19 protein-coding genes and 1 pseudogene are annotated in these 21,479 nt (G+C 67.7%); 16 read left to right on the top strand and 4 right to left on the bottom strand.

Translation table 11 applies throughout. From position 1 onward, the window contains the following. Window positions 1-114: 114 nt before the first annotated feature. Window positions 115-600, top strand: coding sequence for a hypothetical protein (locus tag H5407_RS13240; protein WP_183104921.1), 486 nt, complete (start codon window positions 115-117; stop codon window positions 598-600). A 110-nt stretch (window positions 601-710) separates the two neighbouring features. Here the strand turns inward: H5407_RS13240 and H5407_RS13235 are convergent, their stop codons facing one another. After that, window positions 711-3,551 (bottom strand): TonB-dependent receptor domain-containing protein, encoded by a 2,841-nt coding sequence (locus tag H5407_RS13235; protein WP_183104920.1) that lies wholly within the window; start codon window positions 3,549-3,551, stop codon window positions 711-713. A gap of 320 nt (window positions 3,552-3,871) precedes the next feature. Here H5407_RS13235 and H5407_RS13230 point away from each other — a divergent pair. From H5407_RS13230 to H5407_RS13195, 8 genes and pseudogenes are all read left to right on the top strand, one after another. Further along, window positions 3,872-4,198: pseudogene (locus H5407_RS13230) on the top strand (antibiotic biosynthesis monooxygenase family protein); the annotation flags it as partial. A gap of 118 nt (window positions 4,199-4,316) precedes the next feature. Continuing rightward, on the top strand, window positions 4,317-4,832 hold the full coding sequence (locus H5407_RS13225; RefSeq protein WP_183104919.1) for a DUF1697 domain-containing protein: 516 nt from the start codon (window positions 4,317-4,319) through the stop codon (window positions 4,830-4,832). A gap of 4 nt (window positions 4,833-4,836) precedes the next feature. Next, complete coding sequence (locus H5407_RS13220) at window positions 4,837-5,067, top strand: hypothetical protein (RefSeq protein WP_183104918.1); 231 nt, start codon at window positions 4,837-4,839, stop codon at window positions 5,065-5,067. A gap of 80 nt (window positions 5,068-5,147) precedes the next feature. Continuing rightward, window positions 5,148-5,483: a cupin domain-containing protein gene (locus H5407_RS13215; RefSeq protein WP_183104917.1), complete on the top strand. Its 336-nt coding sequence runs from the start codon at window positions 5,148-5,150 to the stop codon at window positions 5,481-5,483. Window positions 5,484-5,583: 100 nt separating this feature from the next. Beyond that, window positions 5,584-5,802: a SlyX family protein gene (locus tag H5407_RS13210; protein WP_183104916.1), complete on the top strand. Its 219-nt coding sequence runs from the start codon at window positions 5,584-5,586 to the stop codon at window positions 5,800-5,802. Window positions 5,803-5,823: 21 nt separating this feature from the next. Further along, a complete protein-coding gene (locus H5407_RS13205) occupies window positions 5,824-6,351 on the top strand; it encodes a cysteine hydrolase family protein (RefSeq protein WP_183104965.1) in 528 nt (175 codons plus the stop codon). A gap of 67 nt (window positions 6,352-6,418) precedes the next feature. Beyond that, a complete protein-coding gene (locus tag H5407_RS13200; protein WP_183104915.1) occupies window positions 6,419-7,924 on the top strand; it encodes a hypothetical protein in 1,506 nt (501 codons plus the stop codon). 69 nt (window positions 7,925-7,993) lie between these two features. Then, the gene (locus H5407_RS13195; RefSeq protein ID WP_183104914.1) at window positions 7,994-8,878 is read left to right on the top strand and encodes a class D beta-lactamase; all 885 of its coding nucleotides are present in this window, start codon (window positions 7,994-7,996) and stop codon (window positions 8,876-8,878) included. A gap of 3 nt (window positions 8,879-8,881) precedes the next feature. On the opposite strand, the gene nudC is transcribed toward H5407_RS13195, so the two are convergent. Beyond that, window positions 8,882-9,724, bottom strand: coding sequence for an NAD(+) diphosphatase (nudC, locus tag H5407_RS13190; protein ID WP_183104913.1), 843 nt, complete (start codon window positions 9,722-9,724; stop codon window positions 8,882-8,884). A gap of 20 nt (window positions 9,725-9,744) precedes the next feature. After that, a complete protein-coding gene (locus tag H5407_RS13185; protein WP_183104912.1) occupies window positions 9,745-10,722 on the bottom strand; it encodes a LysR family transcriptional regulator in 978 nt (325 codons plus the stop codon). A 106-nt stretch (window positions 10,723-10,828) separates the two neighbouring features. Here H5407_RS13185 and H5407_RS13180 point away from each other — a divergent pair, with 106 nt between their 5' ends. The 3 genes from H5407_RS13180 to H5407_RS13170 all read left to right on the top strand — a co-directional run bounded on the left by H5407_RS13180 (window position 10,829) and on the right by H5407_RS13170 (window position 14,349). After that, on the top strand, window positions 10,829-11,863 hold the full coding sequence (locus H5407_RS13180) for a zinc-binding alcohol dehydrogenase family protein (protein WP_183104911.1): 1,035 nt from the start codon (window positions 10,829-10,831) through the stop codon (window positions 11,861-11,863). Between the two features lie 401 nt (window positions 11,864-12,264). Continuing rightward, the gene (locus tag H5407_RS13175) at window positions 12,265-13,650 is read left to right on the top strand and encodes an MBL fold metallo-hydrolase (protein ID WP_183104910.1); all 1,386 of its coding nucleotides are present in this window, start codon (window positions 12,265-12,267) and stop codon (window positions 13,648-13,650) included. 81 nt (window positions 13,651-13,731) lie between these two features. Further along, window positions 13,732-14,349, top strand: a complete 618-nt coding sequence (locus H5407_RS13170; protein WP_183104909.1) for a YdeI family protein — start codon at window positions 13,732-13,734, stop codon at window positions 14,347-14,349. A gap of 158 nt (window positions 14,350-14,507) precedes the next feature. Here H5407_RS13170 and H5407_RS24010 read toward each other — a convergent pair whose 3' ends face one another. After that, complete coding sequence (locus tag H5407_RS24010) at window positions 14,508-15,782, bottom strand: hypothetical protein (protein WP_220800595.1); 1,275 nt, start codon at window positions 15,780-15,782, stop codon at window positions 14,508-14,510. 862 nt (window positions 15,783-16,644) lie between these two features. Between H5407_RS24010 and H5407_RS13160 the strand changes: the two genes are divergently transcribed. From H5407_RS13160 to H5407_RS13145, 4 genes are all read left to right on the top strand, one after another. Then, window positions 16,645-17,775, top strand: coding sequence for a GH25 family lysozyme (locus H5407_RS13160; RefSeq protein ID WP_183104908.1), 1,131 nt, complete (start codon window positions 16,645-16,647; stop codon window positions 17,773-17,775). 3 nt (window positions 17,776-17,778) lie between these two features. After that, window positions 17,779-18,876 (top strand): hypothetical protein, encoded by a 1,098-nt coding sequence (locus tag H5407_RS13155; protein WP_183104907.1) that lies wholly within the window; start codon window positions 17,779-17,781, stop codon window positions 18,874-18,876. 198 nt (window positions 18,877-19,074) lie between these two features. After that, the gene (locus tag H5407_RS13150) at window positions 19,075-20,319 is read left to right on the top strand and encodes a hypothetical protein (RefSeq protein ID WP_183104906.1); all 1,245 of its coding nucleotides are present in this window, start codon (window positions 19,075-19,077) and stop codon (window positions 20,317-20,319) included. A gap of 77 nt (window positions 20,320-20,396) precedes the next feature. After that, window positions 20,397-21,359, top strand: a complete 963-nt coding sequence (locus tag H5407_RS13145) for a hypothetical protein (protein WP_183104905.1) — start codon at window positions 20,397-20,399, stop codon at window positions 21,357-21,359. Window positions 21,360-21,479 lie beyond the last annotated feature (120 nt).

The following is a 21,479-nucleotide window of genomic DNA, read 5'->3' as shown; positions in this document are numbered from 1 at the left end:
AGGGCAGCCCGTTTCTTGCGCCCACGCCATCGGCGGTCCAGGCCAGGCCAGGCCAGGCCAGGCCGTCGGAGGGCTAACATCGCAGCCACCTCCGGCATCGACAGGAGCCCTCGGATGTTGCACGCCCCATCGCCCCCCGCCGCCCGACAGTTCGCCGCCTGCTCGGCCCCGGTCTGGGCCCGGCGGCTGAGCGCAGCGCTGCTGATGTGCGCCGCGCAGGCCGCCCACGCTGCGGGTCACCCCGGCTTCGCGCTGAGCTTCCACCCGGTGGGCAGCTCGGCCTTCGACGGGCCACCTCGGATCGGCGAGCCCGGATTCATCCCGCCCGTGGCCCTGACCATCGTCGCCCCCCAGGACGCCCGCTGCCTGGCCCGCAAGCCCGTGGGCGAGTACGAGGCCCTGATCGAGGCCGACGGCAGCGTGGCCGGCGTGCATTCGCACCACGTGCCCGTCGAGGGTGATGCCTGCGAGAAGACGCTGCTCTTCCCCTATATCCGTCAGTGGCGCTTCGCCCCGGCCACCTGGCAGGGCAAGCCCATTCCGGTCTACCTCTGGATCGGCATCGAGGGCACGGCCGAGCCCCGGGCGCGGCGCCGCTGAGGGCCCGCCCCGCCGGCTGGGCGCCGTCAGAAAACGACAAGGCCCCGGGCGGGCTGCCCGGGGCCTTGACGCTCCTCTTCCTCCGAAGGCCTGTCCGGCCTTTCCCGGGATCAGTACTTGTAGCTGGCGTTCACGTAGAAGGTACGACCCAGCGGATTGGCATAGCGTGCATCGAAGCCGATCTGATTGCCGCCCCCCGAGGTGCGCAGCGAGAAAGGCGGCGCCTGGTCCAGCACATTGCGAATGCCCACCGTCAGCGCGGTGGACTTCAGCAGCTGCAGGCGGGTCTGCCAATCCAGCGTGCCGTAGGACTCGACGTCACGGATGACCGTGGCATAGGCGCCCAGGCTGCCGTCGGCATTGACTGCGCGCACCTTGCCGTCCGCGGCGGACTGCTCCTTGTCGTGGTAGCCGCTGCGCCAGTTCCAGGTGGCGGTGTGGCTGAACATGCCGTGGCTCAGCGTGGCGCTGGCGCGCTGGATCACGCGGAAGGTCACGGTGTTGTAGGCGTCGAAGCGGCCCACGGAGTTCTCCACATTGCCCGCGCCGTCGTCGATCTCGGACTTGAGCATGTAGGTGCCCGACCAGCTCAGCGCCAGACGGCCCAGGCCCTCCAGCTTGTGGGCAGAGGACAGTTCCCAATCCACGCCGCTGTAGCGCGAGCTGCCAAGGTTATAGCTGGGCAGCAGCACGGCCAGTTTGTCCGAGCCCCGGGCCGTGTCGTAGACGGTGCGGATCAGGCTGTCATAGGCCGTGGGATTGCCGAAGACCAGGGTCTCGGGCAGCGACACGATCTGATGCTTCATCTTGACCGCCCAGTAGTCCAGGCCGGCGCTGAGGCCCTTCATAGGCTCGAACTTGAGGCCCAGCGTCATGTTGCGCGACTCCTCCGGCTTCAGGCCGTTGGCGCCGGCCAGCGGATTGCCACCGCTGAGCAGGTCGTACTGCGTCGTGCCCTCGCAGTTGACGGCGCGCGGGTCCGGCGCCTTGACCGGGCAGGCATAGGCGCCGCTGGTGTTGGTGCCGCCGGAGATGGCCCGGGTGATCAGGTCCATCTCGGGCACCTTGAAGCCCGTGCCGTAGGAACCGCGGACCAGGACGGTGTCCAGCGGCTGGAACTTGAAGGCCAGCTTGTAGGTGGCCTTGCTGTTGGCGTTGCCCTGCTTGGCCGGCGCGGCCAGCTTGCCGAGATCGTTCAGCACGACGTTGTTCTGCACGGCGCTGTAGTCGTCGTAGCGCAATGCAGCGGTGGTCTCCAGGGTCTTGGTCACCGGCAGGGCCAGCTCCGCGAACAGGCCCCAATTGCGGCGGCTGGCCTCGATGGGCAGGGCGCCGGTGCCGCGGCCGAAGGCGGTGTCGGTGCCGCTGTGCAGGGCATTGGGGCCCATGGCCAGCGCGCTGGGATCGTAGTCGTACTTCTGACGTGTCAGGTCGCCGCCCGCGCCCAGCATCGCCGGGCCCGCGGGCAGGCGGAAGAGCTCGCCGGACATGCGCGCGCCCACGGTGTCCAGCGCGGTGCGGGTGCTGTCATTGCGCTCCTTCAGGATGCAGGGCGCGAAGGCGCTGGCATTGCCGCCCACCGGTGCGAAGGGGTTGAACTTGCCGCTGGCCAGCAGCTCGTTGTAGCAACTCTGGCGCAGGTAGCCGCCGTCGTAGTAGGTGTCGGCCCGGCTGGTGGAGTGCACATAGCTGGCGCTGTAGTCGAAGTCGCGGAAGACACCTTCCACGCCCACGGCCAGGTGGCGCGCCTCGGTCTTGAAGAGGTCCGAGCGGCCACCGGCATCGCTGAAGCGGTTGTTGGTCGTGGCCTTGCTGACGTTGGCCGGGTCAACGCCCAGCTTGGCCAGGTAAGGCTGGACATTGGCGGCGTACAGCGGATCGCTGAGGTTCAGGGAGATGGCCTGGGCCACCGGCGCATGGCGCTCCTTCAGCTCGAACTTGGAGGCCACAGCCTCGAAGAAGGCACTGGTGGTCTCGTTCAGCTTGACGGTGCCCGCGGCGAAGAGGCTGTCGCGCTTGGTGGAAGGCAGCAGCTGCACGGTGGCGGCGTAGTCGAACTGGCAGGCCTGGTCCAGGCTGACGGTGGCCAACACGGTGTTGGGGCCGCACTTGCCGTTCTTGAGGTAGTCCGGCGAGAAGGTCAGCGCACTGACGGCGCTGCCGCCCGGACCGGTGAGCGGGTTTTTCAGGCCCAGGGTCACCGAGGACGGCGCCGTGTTGCGGGCCGATTCGTAGAGCGTGTAGGCCTTGCCCTCGTGCGTGAAGGGCACGACGCCGGACTTGGCGAAGTCGCGATCGGCCGCATTGAGCTCGTTCTGGCGCTCATGGGCGAAGGCCAGCATCACGTTGTAGCCATCGACGGGATAGTCGCCGAAGCCCTTGCTGAGGTTGACGCTGCTGGAGCGCCCGCCGTGCTTCTGCGGCACCGAGACGGAGGCATCCAGCGCCAGCTGCGTCTGGTTCTTCTTCAGGATGAAGTTCACGACGCCGGCCACGGCATCCGAACCATAGAGGGCCGAGGCGCCGTCGGTCAGCACCTCCACGCGCTCGATGGCGGCCAGCGGGATGCTGGAAAGGTTGACCGCGGAGCCCGCGTTGTAGGCGGCCAGGCGGCGGCCGTTGAGCAGCACCAGGGTGTAGGAGGCGCCGATATTGTGCAGCGAGGCGTTCTGCACGCCGCCGGGGCCGTCGCCGTTGACGGAGGCGGACGAGGTCTGGAAGCCCTGCATGGCGGGCAGCGCCTGGATCAGGTCCTCCACATTGCGGGCGCCCGAACGCTCGATGTCGGCTCGGCTGAGCGTCTGCACCGGCAGCGCACCCTCGTTGGCAATGCGCTTGATCGAGGAGCCCGTGACCTCCACGCGCTCCAGCGTCTCCTGGGCCAGCACCCCTCCGGTGGCGGCCAGCCCCAGCGAGAGGAGGACGGCCTTCGTGATCAGATTTTTTTTCAAGATTGCACCTGTGTTGCACCCCGTGGTGCAGCGGTTGTTGGGCGGCGGAACGGGGGGTCCCGGCCTTGGAGCCCTGCGTGTCGCGGTGGTTCCGCCGACCTTGCTTTGGGCTTGGCTGCACAGGGGCGATCTTGTATATCGCTTGTGCTTTTGTAATATATTGAATGTCGACTAACTTGATGGATAGGTGTTTTCATCTATCCAGGCTGGGCGGTCCCGTGCTAATCGCCCGCGCGGCCCGGCACCGGGGCCGGGCGGTGGCACACTGGCCGCTCGCTGAAGGAGGCATGATGGAAACCTTGTCATACGTGCAGCAGGGAATGCCCGGAGCCCTGGCGCCCGCCGCGGGCCATGCCACGCCCGGCATCCTGGAAACCGCCCCGCTGCAGTTGCGCCCCGGGAGCTCGGCCGAATTCGAGAAGGCCTTCGCCCAGGCCCAGGCCCTGATCGCCGCCATGCCCGGCTACCGCGGCCACGAGCTGCAACGCTGCCTGGAGCGGCCCGACCACTACTTGCTGCTGGTGCGCTGGGACAGCGTGGCCCACCACGAGCAGGGATTCCGCAAGTCGCCCGAGTACCAGCAGTGGCGCGCCCTGCTGCACCATTTCTACGAGCCCTTCCCCACCGTGCTCCACTACGAGGCCGTGCCGACCTGCACGGCGCCCCGGGGCCTGGCACCCGCACCCCAGCCCTTCAACACCGACGAGCCTGCTGGTGACGGACTCCTACCCATCTGAAGCGGTGGCCGACCCAGCTGAGCAGCCCATGCCCCGATACATCGCCCTCCTGCGCGGCGTCAGCCCGCAAAACGCCAGGATGCCCGTGCTCAAGGCCTGCCTGGAGGACGCCGGCTACACCGAGGTCCGCACCCTGCTGTCCAGTGGCAATGTGGTCTTCGACGGCCGCTTCAGCCCTCTGCCCACCTTGGAAAAGCGCCTGGAGCAGCACATCGAGGCCGGCATGGGGCGGCACTTCCTCGTGATCCTGCGTCGGCAGGACGCGCTGCAGGCCTGGTTGGAGGCCGATCCCTTCGGCCCCTTCGAGCTGCCCGCCGACGCCAAGCGCATCGTCACCTTCCTGCGCCAGCCGCCCGAGACGCCGCCGGCCCTGCCCCAGGTGGCCGAGGGCGTGCACATCCTGGCCTGCGACGGCGGTCAGGTCCTCAGCGCCTACCAGCCCCATGAAGACGGGCCGCTCTTCATGCGCCGCCTGGAACAGCTCTTCGGCCGGGACATCACCACCCGCACGCTGGACACGGTGAAGAAATGCCTGAAGGCCTGAAGCCATGAGGCGCCCCCGGCCACTCCTGCTGCAGGGCGCGCTGCTGGCCGGCAGCAGCGTCTGGATCATGGTGCAGGGCCGGGTCGTCTATGCCGAGGGCTGCGTCCGGGATGCGGCCCAGGCCGCGGCACTGGAGCAGCGCCTGCGCGCCCTGCCCCATATGCAGCAGGTGATCCCCCTGCTGCGCCTTCAGGCTGGCCAGCCGCCGCCGTACCGCGTCCTGCCCGGCCTTTGAGGCGGGGCGCTCATGCCCCTTCTTGCAGTGAACCGCTGTGAGGTCCACACTGGCCCTCGTCCGTCCCCTAGGAGCAGCTCATGGCCCTTACGCATGCCACCGCCGGCCAGCCGGTCCCAGTCCAGCCCCTGGGCCCTCGCCTGCAGGGCGCCAAGACCAGCGCACTGTTCAAGTCCCAGGACCTGGAGCTGATCCACCTGGTGCTGCTGCAGGGCAAGTCCCTGCCGCCACACAAGGTGGCGGGCGAAATCACCATCCACTGCCTGGAAGGCCGGCTGGAGGTCAGCGTGGACGGCCACTGCCAAGTGCTGGCGCCCGGCCAACTGCTCTTCCTGCAGCGCAATGCCCTGCATGGCGTCACGGCGCTGGAGGATGCCTCCGGTCTGGTGACCATCGCTCTGCGCAGCGGCGCCTGAAGGGCTGCGGGCGCCCCTGACTTGCGGCGCCCGCGCCCCGGCCGGGCACAATGCGACGGCTGGCCGCCCGCCTCCTGTGGCGGCCCCGGATGCCCTCGACATGCAAGACCCAGACCCCCACGACCAGCGCCTCACCGAGCTGGAAATCAAGGCCGCCTACACCGAGGACATGCTCGACGAGCTGAACCGCATCATCGTGCGCCAGCAGCAGCAGATCGATGCCCTGCTGCGCGAACTGCTCCAACTGCGCGACCGCATGCCCGACAGCGCCGGTGGCCCCCCCCGCTCCCTGCGCGACGAACTGCCGCCCCACTACTGAAGCCATCCCATGACCGCCCCCCTGCCCCAGGCCTTGCTGATCATCGACGTGCAACAGGCCCTCTTCGACCCGCCGCCCTTCGAGGCGCCTGCCGTGATCGAGCGCATCAATGCACTGGCCGAACGCTTCCGCGCCAAGGGCCTGCCCGTCTTCCTCATCCAGCACCAGAGCCCGCAGGGTGCGCTGCAGGCCGGCTCGCCCGGCTGGGCCTTTGCCCAGGGGCTGCAGACCCGCCCCAGCGACACCGTCACGTCCAAGACCACGCCGGACTCCTTCCTGCGCACCCCCCTGGAGCCGGCCCTGCGCGAGGCCGGGGTGAGCCATGTGGCCGTCTGCGGCTATGCCAGCGAGTTCTGCGTGGACACCACCGTGCGGCGCGCGGCAGCGCTGGGCTTCGAGGTCACGCTGGTCGCCGACGCCCACACCACCCATGACAAACCCCATGCCGGCGGGGCACAGATCCGGGCCCACGAGAACGCCACCCTGCCCAGCATCAGCAGCTTCGGCCCGCGCATCCGCGCCCTGCCCCTGGCGGAGCTGATGCTGTAACGCCTGTAACGCAAGGCCCTGGCCCTTGAAGCCCGGACGGCCCGCGCCCCCGGCCCACAATGCCGCCGTGAGCCCCGACACCCGCCCCCCCGCCCCCGATGCCGCCGGCCTGCCGCTGGTGGTCCAACTCGACAGCCAGCAGCTCACGCTGAACCCCGGCACCGCCTCACCGCGTCGCCTGCGCAACCGCCTGCTGCCCCGCCTGCTCGCAGCCCTGCTGCTCGCCCATGCCGAGGGGCAGGCCTGCGAGTCCCGGCCTTGCAGTCGCAAGGCCCTTCAGCAGCGCCTGGGCGACCGCGCCGAGCTGCACCGCACCCAGCTGTGGCGCGCCCTGCAGGCCCTGGACGACAGCCCCCTGTGCGGCCTGATCCGCCATGGTGCCCGCTCCGCCGGCCCCTTTTGGCTGGATGAGGCCCAACTGGCCCGCTGCACTTGGCTGCGCCGCGGCGAAGCCATGGACCGGGCGGCCTGGCTCGCGCTGCTGAACCAGCTGCCCACCGACGCCCCGGCGGCCAGCCGGGCCCTGGCGCGCCAGGCCCTGCCCCTGGCCTATGTGCAGGCCCTCTCCCGCGCCGACCTGGCCCTGGAACGCGGCGAGCTCTACCCCGCCCGCCTGGCCCTGGCCCAGGCGAGCGAGCACGTGCCCGCGCTCGACCTGCCCGCGCAGCTCTCCCTGAGCCTGCGCCGCGCCCGCATCGCACGCCGCCTGGGCGATTGGGCCACGCTGCAGCAGGAGCTGCGCACCCTGCGCCAGGGCCTAGAGCAGCCGGGCCTGCCCCAGGGCCAAGCCCGCCAGATCGGCTGGCGCCTGGCGGTGCTGGAAGCCTGGCACTGCCATGGCAGCCTGGGCGAGAGTGCCGTGGCCCTGCAGAAGCTGGCCGGGCTGGACGAGCAAGACCTGGCCCTCGATGCCGGCCTGCTGGTCGATTACCTCAACCTGCGCGGCATGGCCGGCCGCGAGCTGGCCCTGCAGGGCGGCTCGGCCGCTCAGGCCTGCGCCGCGCTGGAAGACCTCGCCGCAGCTCTGCGCCAGGCCAGCCTGGCCGGCCTGCCAGACGCCCTGCAGGTCAGCGCCGCTAACCTGGCCAACGCGCTGTGCCTGCTGCAGGGCGCCGGCCTGCTGCCGCCGCAGCGCGGCGCCGAGGCCTGGGGCTGGCTGCTGCTCAGCGAGAGCGTCTGCGAGCGCTGGGGCCTGGCCCGCCACTCACTGCTCAACACCATCTTTCTGCTGCGCATCGCCGAGCAGCAGGGATGGAGCTTCGAGCAGGCCCAGCAGCGCGCCGAGGCCGAGGGTCAGCCCCTGGCCGGCGACAGCTTCCGCAGCCTGGCCGACCAGCGCTGGGAGGCCTGCCGACGCCTGCACTCCCAGCTGCCGGCCGAGCAGCGCTGCGCCTTCCTGCTGCTGTGGGCCCGCCATGCCTGGCGCGAGGGCGACGCCCTGTGCGCCGCCGAGTTGGTGCAGCAGGCCCGCCATCACGGGCGCAAGCTGCGGGCCGAGTCCCAGCGCGATCGCTACGAGGCCGAGGCCCGCCAGCTGCTGGCGGCCCTGGGCCTGCAGGCGCAACAAGCGTAACGCCGTATTGGCACTGACACACGCCCCCCTCACCGACACACTGCGGTCTTCCATCCAACAGGAGATTCCATGACCTTGACCGCAGCCCGCCAGTCCCTTCTCGCACTCGCCGCATTGGGCCTCGCCCTGCTCGGCGGCAGCAGCAGGGCCGACAGTGCCGCCGAGGCCTTCCGCACCGCGCCCGAACTCGGCCAGGGCTTCCAGGCTCTGGGCACGCGCGGCGTCATTGCCCTCTATGACGAGCAGGCCCGGCGCTGGACCGTGTCCGACGCCCGCCGTGCCTTCCAGAGCTTCCGCCCGGCCTCCACCTTCAAGATCCCCGGCACGCTGATCGCGCTGGAGGCCGGTGTCGCGAGCGACGAGACCCAGGTCTTCAAGTGGGACGGCCAGAAGCGCTGGAACGAGGACTGGAACCAGGACCAGACCCTGCAGACCGCCTTCCGCTTCTCCGCGGTGTGGGTCTACCAGCACATTGCCCGCCAGGTCGGCGCCGAGGGCATGCAGTCCCGGCTCTGGGCCTGGCGCTACGGCAATGCCGTGGCCGGCCCGAAGCACGACAGCTTCTGGCTGGACGGAGATCTGCGCATCACGGCCGTCCAGCAGATCGACTTCCTGCGCCGCCTCGCCGAGCACCGCCTGCCCATCAGCGAGCGCAGCGCGGCCCTCGCGCGGCGCGTCTTCCTGCGCGAAGAGACGCCCGCCTGGCGCCTCTTCGCCAAGACCGGCTGGGACGGCACCGGCCCGGTGGAGCTGGGCTGGTTCGTAGGCTGGACCGAGCGAAAGACCGGCGCCGGGCGCTGCTTCTTCGCCCTCAACATGGACATGCAGATCGACGCGAAGGCCCTGCCCCAGGGCGCGAAGAAGCCCACGCAGCATGAGCTGATCCGCCAACTGGGCCCGCATCGCGAGCGCCTGGCGCGCGAGGCCCTGCAGGCGCAGGGCTGCCTGGACTGAGGCTCAGGCCAGGTCGCCGCCCTCCTGAAGCCAGGCGATGGTGTCGCCGATCAAGTAGCCGGCGATGCTGAAGCGCGGCGGCAGGCCCGGCAGGGCATCGAGGTCGAACCAGTCGGCATGCTCGATCTCGCCGGGCTGCTCGCGGATCTCGCCGCCCGCCCATTCGCAGCGGAAGGCCAGCATCAGGCTGTGCGGGAAGGGCCAGCTCTGGCTGGCGTAGTAGTGCAGGCCGCGGACCCGCACGCCCACCTCCTCGGCCACCTCGCGGTGCAGGCAGGCCTCCAGCGATTCACCGGCCTCCACGAAGCCGGCCAGGGCGCTGTAGAAGCCCGGCTTGAAATTCGGCGAGCGGGCCAGCAGCAGCTGCGGCCGGCCCTCGTGACGGCGCCAGACCAGGGCCATCATGGCCGGGCTGATGCGCGGATAGGCCACATGACCGCAGGACGGGCAGCGCCGCGCGCGCTCCTGCGCCTGGCGCTCGGTGGGCGTGCCGCAGACGCCACAGAAGCGGTGCGCGCGGTCCCACTCCATCACCTGGGCGGCGCGGCTGGCGAGCTGCAGCAGGGGCGCGTCCATCTGCATCATGGCGGCGCGCAGGCCCTGGGTTTCCCAGCCCTCTGGCGCGGCAGCGGCCTGCTGGGTCCAGCAGTCCAGGCCGCCAAGCCGACCGAGGTAATGGCGTTCGGCGGCCGCTGTGAAGGCATCCGGCTGGGGGATCAGGCCCTGCCCCTCGATGGGCAGCAGCAGCTGGCCCTCGACAAAGACCAGGTGCCAGCCCAGCGCGCTGGGGGCGGCCGGCGCCTCGATGCCGGGGGTGAAGCCTGCGGAGTCGTCCAGGTGTGTCATGCCTCGCACTGTAGAGGCATTCAGGCGGGGCCGCTGCGGCGGCGTGCGCGTGGCGCGCGCGGAGCCGGCAGGGCCGCGAAGCCCTCGACCAGGTGGTCCACCAGGGCCCGCACCCGCTGGGGCAGAAAGCGCTGGCTGGGCATCACGGCATGCAGGGGCAACTCATCCCCCAGCCAGCCGGGCAGCACCTGCACCATTTGGCCCTCCCGCAGGGCGCTGCGCACATCCAGCTCGCTCTTGTAGATCAAGCCCTGGCCTTGCAGCGCCCAGCGGTGGGCGATCTCGCCGTCGTCGGTGCTGAGCCGGCCTTGGACGGGATAGCTCTGCGGCTCGGCATCGGGCGTCTCGGCCGGCCGCAGGCGCCAGGCGCGCTCATGGCGATTGCGGATGCGGAAGGTGATGCAGTCATGCTGCGCCAGGTCTTCCGGCGTGCGCGGGGCGCCGGCCCGCTTCAGGTAGTCCGGGCTGGCCACGACCTGGCGGCGCACCAGGGCCAGGCGGCGCGCGACCAGGCTGGAGTCCGGCAGCAGGCCGTAGCGCAGGGCGACGTCGATCTCGTCCTTGTAGATGTCCTGCAGGGAATCACTGACGCTCAGGTGCAGCTCGACCGCCGGGTGCCGCGCCATGAAGCCCTGCAGCAGCGGCAGCAGCCACTGCCGCGTGAGGTCGCTGGAGGCGCTGAGCCGGATGCGGCCGCGCAACCGTTCCGCCGTCTTGCCCTTGAGGCTCAGCGGCGCCTCGCTGACCTGCGCCAGGCCTTCCTCCAGCAGCTCAAGGGCGCGCTGGGCATAGTCCCGCAGCTGTTCGCCGGCGGCGGTGAGGCGCAGGGCGCGGGTGCTGCGCTCCATCAGGCGCACGCCCAGCCGCGCCTCCATGCGTTTGAGCATGGCGCTGGCGGCTGCGGGGCTGAGCTGCATCTCCCGCGAGGCGGCGCTGAGGCTGCCGCGGCGGGCGCATTCCACCAGCAGACGGAGTTCGGACGTATTTTCAATTTGCATTTGAAAGTGAATGATGCCAGAGACTCTGGTTTGAAAGTGATCCAGGCCGCAAAGTTCTGTCCATGCACACCGCCGTGGTCTGCAACAGTCTCAACAGGAGTCCCTCATGAAAGCCGTCGGTTACTACCAGTCCCTGCCCATCAGCGCCCCCGAGTCCCTGATCGACCTGACCCTGCCCGAGCCCGAGCCCGGCCCGCAGGACCTGCTGGTCGAGGTGCGCGCCATCGCCGTCAACCCGGTGGACGTCAAGGTGCGCCAGCACCGCCCCTCGCCGGACGGCCAGGCCCAGATCCTGGGCTGGGATGGCGTGGGCGTGGTGCGCGCCCTGGGCGCCGAGGTGAAGGGCTTCGCCGTGGGCGAGCGCGTCTGGTGGGCCGGCGAGATCAACCGCCCGGGCAGCTATGCCGAGCTGCAGGCCGTGGACCACCGCATCGCCGCCCACGCCCCGGCCCGGTGGACGGACGCCCAAGCCGCCGCCCTGCCCCTCACCGGCATCACCGCCTGGGAGCTGCTCTTCGAGCGGCTGCAGGTGCAGCAGTCGCCCGAACGCCCCGTGAGTCTGCTGGTGACGGCGGCCGCGGGCGGCGTGGGCTCCATCCTGCTGCAGCTGGCGCGCAAGCAGCCGCAGCTGACCGTGATCGCCACCCTGGGCGATGCGGCTTCGCGCCCCGATGAGGTCGCCCGCCTGAAGGCCCTCGGCGCCCACCACGTGATCGACCACCGCCAGGCCCTCGCCCCGCAGGTCGCCGCCCTGCAGGCGCAAGGCATGCCGCCGGTGCGCCACATCGCCAGCCTCTCGCACACGCCCCAGCACTTCGCCGACTTCGTCGCGCTCATCGAGCCCCAGGGCCGCCTGGCCATGATCGACGACTTCGAGCCCGGCGCGCTGGACGTCATGCAGCTCAAGGGCAAGGCTCTGTCCCTGCACTGGGAGATGATGTTCGCCCGCTCCCTGCACCAGACCCACGACATCGCCGAGCAGGGCCGGCTGCTGGCCCAGTTGGCGCAATGGGCCGATGCCGGCCAATTGCAGAGCACGCTCAGCGAGGTGCTGGGGCCCGTGGATGCCAAGCACCTGAAGCAGGCGCATGAGCGGCTGGAAAGCGGGCATACGCAGGGCAAGCTGGTCCTCGAATACTGACGTCCCCCCCCTACGGCCTCCGGCCGCCCCCCCGGGGGGGCACACCCGTAGGGCCGGCGCAGCCGGACCCTCGGGTGTCGTGCCGGGGCGAGCGTCGGCTGCGCCGGGCGCTCTTGGTGGTTCGGGCCTGGGCTTGGTTCGTGGCTGTGGGCCAGGGCGGAGAGGCCCGAGGTACTTGAGCGGGAGGCGCCTCGCAAGCATGCCGGCAGGGCCGGCGCAGCCGGACCCTCGGGTGTCGTGCCGGGGCGAGCGTCGGCTGCGCCGGGCGCTCTTGGTGGGTCGGGGCTTGGTTCGTGGTCATGGGCCGGGCTGCGGGAGGCGCCTCGCAAGCGTGCCGGCATGACTTCCTGGAGGGTGGGACCGGGCCGCGACACTGCGCGAACAATTCAGGGAGGATCACCATGACATCTCGCTGCTCGCGCAGCGGCGCAAGGTCGCGCCCGTCCGGTTGGCGGCGCCTGGCACTGCCGCTGGCCCTCGGGTTTGCCGCCGTGGGGGCGGCCAATGCCGCGCCGGGCACCGAACCGGAGGCCTGGCAGCTGCAGATGCACGGGGAGCTGCTCGCGCGCGAACAGGCGGCGCATCCGGGTGACGCCTCCGTGCCGGTGCCGGCACGGCAGACGCTCTGGCTGGCCCGCGACGGGCACTTCCGGCTGGAGACGGAGAGTCGCTTTCCCGGCGATATCGTGTTCCGCTACCGGGAGACAGGCAATGCCCAGGGCGCGCAGCGGATCGATCTCATGGGCTGGCGGGACGGCACGGCCATCCAGGCCGTGGATGCCCAGACGGCCCGCCAGCACCTCGCCGACCAGCTGCTGTGGTTCCCCGAGGAGCTGCTGCGCCAGTCCACGCCGCTTACCGCAGTGCAGGAGCAGCAGGGCCACTGGCAGCAGACCCTGCGCGATCCCGCCGGCCGCGAACTGCAGCTGCGCTGGTCCGGCGCCCAGGGCCGGCTGCTGGAAGTGCGTCAGGGAGCGCTACGCTACGTCTACCTCGGCGCTCATGACGAGCGCGGCCTGCAAGCCGCCGAGATCGAGGTCTACACAGGCGAGCGGCGCATCCAGCGCTGGCAGCTGCAGCGGGCCGATGCCGTGGAGCCATCCAGCACCCGCCCGCCCATGCCCGCCGGCTATGAGCCTCAGACGCCCACCGGCGAGCTGCGCGCCGAAGGCCTGGCGCCGGGGGTCTACCGCGTCGAAGGCGTGGCCTCGCGCTACCACAACCACTTCATCGTCGGCCCCCAGGGTGTGGTGGTCTTCGACACGCCGGTGAGCCGCGAGGAAGGCGCCCGGGTGCGCGCCTTGATCGAGCGCACGGCGCCGGGGCTGCCCATCGCCGCGGTAGTGCTCTCGCACGGACATCGCGACCACTGCGCGGGGCTGCCCGCCTATCTGGAAGCCGGCACCCGGCTCTTCGTCGGGCGGGGCGGCCGCCAGGCCCTGGCCCGGCAGCACGGTGCCGCGCAGGCCGAGCGCGCCGAGGAGGTCCGGCTGGCCCTGGCGATCGAGCTGGGCGGCCGGCCCCTGCGCCTGCTGCCCGTCACGAGCAGCCATGCTGAGGACATGCTGGTGGCCTGGGACGCCACCAGCCGCTCCGTCTTCCACGGCGACCTGTTCTATGCACCCGAGCAGGGGCCGGTGCCGCCGGCCTTCGAGGGCACTGAGGAGCTGAGCCAGGCGCTGCATCAGGCCGGGCTGGAGCCGCAGCGCGTGCTGGGCGTGCATGGGCGCGCAGCGAGTGCCGACGACGTGAGACAGTCGCTGGGTCTGCGGCGCCGCGCGCTCTGAGGGGCGCGGCAGGACCCGGTGCTGCGCGGGAGATCTGAAGTCAGCGGTCCGTCGCATGGCACTGCGGCACACTCGTCGACGATGAATGCCACCCAGCCCGCCCGTCAAGCCGAAGCCGCGCCGGTCCTGTTCAAGACCGCCCAGACCTTCGAGACCTGGCTCCGCAAGCATCACGCCGCGTCTGACGGCCTCTGGCTGCAGATCGCCAAGCGCGGCGCGCCCGGCCCCAGCGTCAGCTACGCCGAGGCGGTGGAGATCGCCCTGTGCTGGGGCTGGATCGACGGGCAGAAGAAGAGCCTGGACGACCATCACTATCTCCAGCGCTTCACGCCGCGGCGACCGCGCAGCATCTGGTCCAAGGTCAATGTCGAGAAGGTGGCCGCACTGATCGTGGCCGGCCGCATGCAGCCCCCGGGCCTCGCGCAGGTCGAGACCGCCCAGGCCGATGGGCGCTGGGCGCGGGCCTATGACGGCGCGCGCACATCCGTGGTGCCCGAGGACCTGCGGGCAGCGCTCGAGGCTGCGCCTGAAGCCCAGGCCTTCTTCGCGACCCTCAATGCCAGCCATCGCTACGCCGTGCTGTGGCGCATCCAGACCGCCGTGAAGCCCGAGACCCGCTCCAGGCGCATCGCCCAACTGGTCGCCATGCTGGCACGCGGGGAAGCCATCCACCTCGTCAAGCCCCGGGACAAGGGCTGATCGGCCAGCCTGCAGGCACGCCCCTCGACCACACAGGCGTCAGCTTCTGCGCATGCGCTGCAGCGCCCTCAGGCAAGCCCCTGCCCGAGAGACGACCCATCGACCGCAGCCCCATCGACCACAGCCCTTCGCGCCTGCACGGGCGCGCCCCGCAGCGTCTACCAGCTCGCCTGGAGGGAGTCTCCGCGAAAGCGGCTGTCGCGGGTGATGGCACCCAGGTCCACGAACTCGAAGTCCGAGGCCTTGAGTGTCTTGAGCTGCGAGATCGTCGCGTCCTGCCACTGCGCGCTGGGCTCGCCCTGCACATAGAGGTCGGACCCGATGTCGGCCACGTAGAGGCCGTAGCGCTGCATGGCCAAGGCCAGGGCCTTGGCTTGGGCGCTCCAGGAGGCCGGCGGCGTAAAGCCGGCCTTCAGGCGCAGCACGGCGCCGAAGGGAACGCCGCCCGGGGTGTCGCCACCAGCGTGGTGGCGGGCGGGCCAGACGTGGCTGCGGGCCATGACGCTGTCGCGCAGGGTGACGCGCAAGGCGTGGCGGATCTCCCCCGCGCTGGCCTCGGCGGCGCGCGCCAGCAGGGGCAGCAGAGGCAGGCCGGCGGCATCGCCCGAGGTCCAGGTGTCGGGGCGCAGGGCGTGGCTCTTCAGGTCCCAGGCGGCGGTGGAGTAGGCGTACCACTGGCCGCCCAGCTGGTAGCTGGCGTAGCTCTCCCACAGCCGGCAGTTGCCTTGCTCGACGATGAGGACGTGGCGGTCACCGCATTGCCGCGCGTCGTTGCAGGCGCCGCCCTCGGCCTTGAGCAGGTCGTCGCGCGGGAAGGGGAAGCGCCGGTTGGCCGCGGGCAGCGTGGTGCAGTCGCGCACCAGGGCATAGCCGTTCACCGCAGGCGCCGCGCAGTCGCTCTCGTCGGGCGCGCTGTCGCCGCTGCCGGCACGCGGATCGGTCGGGTTGAAGTTCACCGTCGGCCAGCTCGTCGTGGCAGCCGCACTGCTGCCGTCCACCACGTTGTAGGGAATGCCGTAGTAGTCGGCCGTCTGCTGCGGGTTCTCGTTCGTCCCCCAGTCCGGATGGAAGGCCCGCGTCGTGCCGATGGTGGCGATCCAGGTGGCGCTGCTGGCGTGAACTGGAAAGCGCTGCACGTCGTCGATGCGGGTGTTGAAGACCGCGGTGGCGGGGAAGAGCTCGCAGCCGCCGAGCTGGGGGGCGGCGCTGGGCGTGGGCGTGGGCGTGGGCGTGGGCGTGGGTGTGGGTGTGGGTGTGGGTGTGGGTGTAGGCGCAGGCGCAGGCGTAGGCGTAGGCGCAGGCGTAGGCGTAGGCGTGGGTGTGGGCGCCGGCGAGGGCGTGTCGGCGCCACCGCCTCCGCCGCAAGCCGACAGGGCGATGGAACTGGCCAGCAGGCAGATCTGACCCGCCCGCTTGATCTTGTGGCTGCGCATGGCTGACTCCGCGCGACGAGAGGTGTCGCGTCTCCGGCTGGCATTGAAGCAGGGGGGCTGGGCGCTCGCTGCAATCATTTGTGACAGCATCGACGCAGGCGGTGGCCCGCGCCGCCATGCCGGAAATCCTGCTGCGCACGCTCTACCGCATCCTGGCGGCAGAGCTCGGCGTCGTGGCGAACCCTCGACACCTCCGGATTGATGGTATCCCTGACCCCATAGCCGCCTGGTCGCCTGGTCCCACTGCCGCTGGTCCCAAGGGCGTCAGCGCACCATGAGCGGTGGCGCATTGCTTGAGCACGAACTGGTCGGCCTGCCTCATGACGGGGGCCTCAGCCGCATTCACGCTGGACAGGCCAGTTGCAGCGGCCGCGTTCAGCAACACTGGATTCGTCTGTCCGCCTTCGACGGTATTGAGCAGCCAGTGGGCATGAGGCCGGTGCGACGGTCCAGACACGCGCACCGACGCGCTGAGGGACGCCTGGGCTCGCCAGCAGTTGCTGATCTGCATTACCCCGCCGGGAGCCGCGCCGAACAGCAAGTGGGCTCAAGCAAAGGCGCTTCCGGCACCTGGGCCTGCCGCTTGAGCTCCTGAGTGCTGGGTCAGGCTGCGCGCGCTTTCATGCCACCAATCGAGGGCTTGATAGCCGCACAGTCGGGCGACTGCCGGATCTCAGCCAACTGAGCAAGAGGACTCACCCCTTCGAATCAGCCGACCGGGTAGCTCTGTAAGCAGCTGCGCGTCAATACTCACTCTTTAGGATGCCACTGCGCGGCCAGAAAAATAGCATTCCTCGACTCCAGTGGACCCTTCAGCGCCTGCTGATAGCCGCCGGTGACCTGCCAGTCGAGGATGAATCCAATGTCCCCTAAGTACGGAATTAAGCTGGCCAGCTTAGAGGGCATCACCATACGTCCCGCTCGGGTCGTCCGTCATTGCCGGCGACTGGTCACTTTTATCTGCGTCGTACTTTGCGGATGGTCTGGTGCGGCAACATTGCAAGCGCCGTCGAAGCCTGCCGCCCAGGCACCGAGTCAGAGGGCACCGAGCTGTCCGATTGAACTGGCACCCAAGAAGTTTCCGGTAAAGACCGGGCGGCGCAACTCCAGAGGGCACCCCTTCAATCACGGCATCGTTCCATCAGGATTTGTCGCGCTGGCTGACAAGACTCCCGTGGTCCATGGCGTCGATGTCTCAAAGTGGCAGAGCCACGCGGACTTCAAGCGGATCAAAGAGTGTGGCGGGCGATTCGCCTACATCAGACTGTCGGCAGGAGCTCTTCCGGACAATGAGCTTGAGTACCGCGTGCACTGGGCCAATGCGCGAGGCTCAGGCCTGCTGCCGGGCCCGTACCACTATCTGACCGTTCCGCTCCTGGATCTGCCGCCTGACGCTTCGGCAAGCGAATGGTCGCGGTTGGCAGCGCTGACGCTGGCATCAGCATCCAGTCAGGCAACTCTGTTCGCTGCACGGCTTAGGGAGGTCTTGTCGCTCGAAGGGAAAGATCCAGCGAGAACAGGTTCCCGCCCATTCCTGCCTGTCGTTCTGACCATTGCAGCGGTGTCGCCTCATGTTCGAAAGCCCGGCGATGCGGCACAGTACGGCCCAATTTATGCTGCGGCCGCATGCAAGTGGATCGAAACAGTGAAACAGGAGATCCCGAGTCTCAATGACAAGGGGACGCTGCTGTTCACCTATCCGTACATTTTCAAGGACTACGGCTTTGACGCGGCTCCTTGCGCCTTGAAGGACCTTCCGGTCTGGATCGCAAACTTCCCCGAAACAGGGGAGCGATTCTCTAGCAATGCCGCTCAGAAAGCGGTCGAGGAGGCGCTCTGCTTGCGGACAGATGGGCGCAATCGCTGCGTCTTTCAACTGTATTCGTCGTTTGGAGGCTTCGCGCAGTTCGACAGCGATGAGGCCCTGGATCTGGATCGATTCTTCGGCACAGAGCAAGAGTTCACCACTTGGCTGCAAACCATTTCGAGGTGATCCATGGAATGGAAACGAACAATCGGACTCATGATGGCGATGATGACTGCGCTGCTCCTGCCCGGGCGTACCCTCGGCCAGGAGTCACCGAAGCCGTGTCCAAGATATCAGGCGCCGGGGCAATTCGACAATGCACCTGCGGTCTGGGGAACGACGGACTCAGGTGTCATTGTCGATGGCTTCGTCGATTTGATTGGCGCAGGGAACAAGGTATTCGATGTTCTTCACGGATCAGATCTCTCCATTTACAACGAGGTGACGCACGAGAAGATGGCTGCCTGCGGCGGAAAATTCAGTTTCGTGCGAATGGACAACGGCTTCGATACCCATTATAGAGCACTGCAGAAGGCCGGCATAAAACCAGTTCCTTACGTCTATTTCAAAATCCCAACTGAATTGAGGCGAGCCCACAAATACGTAGATTCCGGCGACGGCTCACAGCAACTGGAGCAGATCCTATCCAAGTTCGAATTGATCGCCGAGAAGGCAGCGTCAACAACCCTGAATCAGCTTGAGCAAAGCCAGCTAGCGCTTCAATCTATCGAAATCGCTGGAATGCGCGGAAAACTGATAGCGGTTGATATCGAGGAGAAGTTGCTAGATGAAAAACAAAGCCAGCGCGAACATCGGGTCGCATATGGTCGCGGCTATGGAAGGGCACTTTGCCGATGGACGACGCTCGTTAAAAAACGGCACACGGACCTGACAGTCATCTTGTACACGATGCCCGCCGTGTATGGGGACTATCTCCGCTATGCCCTTCCGGCCGATCATGCCTGCATCAAGGGCCTGCCAGTCTGGATCGCGCACACGACTGCTGATGGCGGTGATTCGATCTATTCGTCGTCGAGAAGGGCCGCATCGATATTCAGCGACGAATCGGCTCAGCGCTTGTGCCTCCTATCGACCGGAAATCGCTGCGTCATCCATCAATACTCCCATCGAGCGACCTTTGCGAGCGCCAAGGGATTCAACCCAAAGAAACCCCAAGGCATTGACATCAATCGCTGGTTTCCGTCTATCGCAATAAATACTGAAGCGGGCACCGACTGGGTGAGGCGGGATGATTTGCCACCACCAATTACCTTTCACCCAAAGTGAAATGCAAAGCCCGCCGATGGCTGCATTGAGTTTCTTTTGAAATCCAGATAGCAACCCTCCTGAGGGCTGCATATTTTTCGAAAGTTCAGATAGCACCGAGACATGCAGGCACCCACACACACCCCCAGAAGCCAATGCGATTTAATCAAAACAATGGCAACTCACGAGCCCCTCTAAGCCAGTCAAGGTGAAACGCGAATGAAGACAGCCAAAACACTATCCATGGCCTTGTTCCTGTGCCTCTTCGTCGGGTGCGCAACTTCCAGGCAGCCCGGCTTTGAGGAACGTGACCGCTTCGTCATCAATACACCCAGCTACTTCGACAACAAGGTCTTCTACGTATTGCAAAATTTGGAGAACGATCAGTATCCATTGAAACGCGCCGACCAACTCACGAGTGATTCAAAGTCGATGATCTTTCATGGGAGTCCGCTCTCGCTGATCCTTAACAACGTGACGCTGCCACCGTCACAGGCCAAGGGGACGAAGGACATTGCGGTCGTTCTTGAGGTTGGAACGGCAAGCAGTGGCGAGTCCGCTCCTGTTGTCGCCTGGTATCAGCGGGGCGTACGCGCGGATCAACCGCTGAATTTCGCCAACCTGCTCATCCACTTCGAACCCCGCTGGGACTCGCGTGTCGCCCCTTTCGTTCGCATTCGCGTGGTGGACGTCAGTTCCGAGAAAAACGAGGAAGCCCGTGACGCACTCGCGCAGGTAGGCACTTTGGCGCAGGGTGTCAGCGCCCTGATTCCTGGGGCCAACCAGGCTGCGGTGAGCCTGGGCATGAAAGCGGCGTCCTTGGTGATCGCCAGCCGCGCCAACACGCAGCTGCTGGACTATACGGTGCAGTTCTATTCTGACGAGGCTATTCAGGCGGCCGACGGCTCAGGCCTCACACCGCTACGCAAGGGCCGGGTTCTGCTCGTGGGTCGTCCACTCGATCACCCAAGCAGTTATTGGGCCAGTTTCAAGGGCAGCCTGGATCCTGCCACCACCCAGATTTACTCCAACGGAAGTCCGGTGGCCGCCCCTGTTGTGACGCTGACTGTCTCCATTGCTCAGTCGATCGTGCCGGCAATCGTGGCGCAACGATCAAGCTACCTGACCACGTTGCTGCGCACAGCCCAGCAAGCCGACCTGACCGCCGTCAAAGCTGCCGGCAAATCGGTATACGACGGTGCCAGGACCTTTGCCGCCATCGAAAACCTGCGACGCAACCGTGATCCGAGCAGTCTTGAGGAGTTGATCCAGCTGGAGCAGAACGCAGGCACCGAGAAGGTCTCCGACGACGACAAAGCATTGATCCGTTCCACCCTCAAGGAGCTGACCCAGTGCGACGTGGGCTCTTCGGCGGCGGTGCTCGCCTGGAAGAAGGCCAACCCGAACGGCTTTGTCTTCGAAGACCAGAAGTTCAAGCTGAAGGGGGTTGTATGCCCAACATAAGGCGGCGCAAAGCCTGGTGGGTCGCTGTTGTCCTGCAGCTCCTGATCTGGGCCCAGCCAATGCCTTCGGCTGCCGAGGTGAGCACCAAAGGCTTCGTCAATATCTACCCCTACCAGGGATCTCCAACCAGAGCCAAGGCAAGCCAAGCGCTCATCACGCTCAACTTTGACGAGGACGCCCTGGCAGCGGACACCGACACGGTACCCACCGGCGAACAGGGCCAGTTCGCCTGGCAAAGCGCGCCCAGCAAACCTACGGTGGTCAGACTCAGCGCTAGTGTTTCGGAGCAACCCGGGCAGTACCAGCTCAAGAAGGTGCGCTCGTTCTCGCTTCATACGTCGGATGTGGATCTGAAGGAAGTTCGATTGTTTGACGTCCGCCGGGCGGCGCAGGAACTCTTCGCCGAGGAACTGACGGCGCTCGCCACCATGAGGGCTGAGCATCCCTGTCTGCAACTCGGGCAAAGGACGCTAGAGCAGATCTGGTCCTGTTGGTCGGCGAACCCTTCCAGCGCAAAAAAAGTGCGGGCCAAGATTCTCGACGCTCTTGCGCGACTTCAGGCCATCGCCAACCACCCTCAGCAAACGGCTGTTGTGAGGGAGCGGATGTCGCTGATGACGAGTGCCGCCATGTTCTGCGCGCAGGCGGACCTTGGCGGCGACCAAGACTGGATCGATCTTCGTGATGGCATGGTTCAGGATCAAGCAGAGTCGCTCATGTACTGTGCCCAAGGCTTGAGCGTTGATCCAGTTCCACTGACCTTTTCAGAAGTTCGGACGTTCTTGAGATCCCACCTGGATCGGGTCGGCCCCGCCGTACAACGACGACTGCTGCGCATCTGGTTGGACTCCTATTTCCGTGAAGCCAAGGAAGCTGAACTTGTCAAGCTGGCCACCTGGATGAACCAAAATGGCTTGGCTGGGGAGTGGCTGGCCCTGCTGACGCAAGCCAGCCAATCGGTACCCAATTTCCCGCCATTCTTCGACAGTACCGTTACCGCCGCACAGATCGCAGCCGTCAGGACCGCGCTCAACAGCTGAAGGCGCTCTTCCGTGCCCGCGGGCGGCCGGAATGGGTTCGGACTTGCACCCGTCCGTCGCCACGCACCACACGGGCACCACGGACAGTACCATCCCCAGCGTGATCGGGGGCACAGCCAG

Origin of the sequence: Mitsuaria sp. WAJ17 (assembly GCF_014174515.1) — a bacterium.
GTDB lineage: Bacteria > Pseudomonadota > Gammaproteobacteria > Burkholderiales > Burkholderiaceae_C > Roseateles_B.
The sequence above is the reverse complement of the archived record's forward strand: the minus strand, read 5'-3'. Positions and strand labels throughout refer to the sequence as shown.

Excerpts from the sequence above, each read along its gene's own strand:
- H5407_RS13240 (WP_183104921.1), top strand. The coding sequence starts at position 115 with ATGTTGCACGCCCCATCGCCCCCCGCCGCCCGACAGTTCGCCGCCTGC.
- H5407_RS13175 (WP_183104910.1), top strand. The coding sequence starts at position 12,265 with ATGACATCTCGCTGCTCGCGCAGCGGCGCAAGGTCGCGCCCGTCCGGT.
- H5407_RS13195 (WP_183104914.1), top strand. The coding sequence starts at position 7,994 with ATGACCTTGACCGCAGCCCGCCAGTCCCTTCTCGCACTCGCCGCATTG.
- H5407_RS13185 (WP_183104912.1), bottom strand. The coding sequence starts at position 10,722 with ATGCAAATTGAAAATACGTCCGAACTCCGTCTGCTGGTGGAATGCGCC.
- H5407_RS13180 (WP_183104911.1), top strand. The coding sequence starts at position 10,829 with ATGAAAGCCGTCGGTTACTACCAGTCCCTGCCCATCAGCGCCCCCGAG.
- H5407_RS13160 (WP_183104908.1), top strand. The coding sequence starts at position 16,645 with ATGTCCCCTAAGTACGGAATTAAGCTGGCCAGCTTAGAGGGCATCACC.
- H5407_RS13155 (WP_183104907.1), top strand. The coding sequence starts at position 17,779 with ATGGAATGGAAACGAACAATCGGACTCATGATGGCGATGATGACTGCG.
- H5407_RS24010 (WP_220800595.1), bottom strand. The coding sequence starts at position 15,782 with ATGCGCAGCCACAAGATCAAGCGGGCGGGTCAGATCTGCCTGCTGGCC.
- H5407_RS13150 (WP_183104906.1), top strand. The coding sequence starts at position 19,075 with ATGAAGACAGCCAAAACACTATCCATGGCCTTGTTCCTGTGCCTCTTC.
- nudC (WP_183104913.1), bottom strand. The coding sequence starts at position 9,724 with ATGACACACCTGGACGACTCCGCAGGCTTCACCCCCGGCATCGAGGCG.
- H5407_RS13215 (WP_183104917.1), top strand. The coding sequence starts at position 5,148 with ATGGCCCTTACGCATGCCACCGCCGGCCAGCCGGTCCCAGTCCAGCCC.
- H5407_RS13210 (WP_183104916.1), top strand. The coding sequence starts at position 5,584 with ATGCAAGACCCAGACCCCCACGACCAGCGCCTCACCGAGCTGGAAATC.
- H5407_RS13220 (WP_183104918.1), top strand. The coding sequence starts at position 4,837 with ATGAGGCGCCCCCGGCCACTCCTGCTGCAGGGCGCGCTGCTGGCCGGC.
- H5407_RS13170 (WP_183104909.1), top strand. The coding sequence starts at position 13,732 with ATGAATGCCACCCAGCCCGCCCGTCAAGCCGAAGCCGCGCCGGTCCTG.
- H5407_RS13225 (WP_183104919.1), top strand. The coding sequence starts at position 4,317 with ATGCCCCGATACATCGCCCTCCTGCGCGGCGTCAGCCCGCAAAACGCC.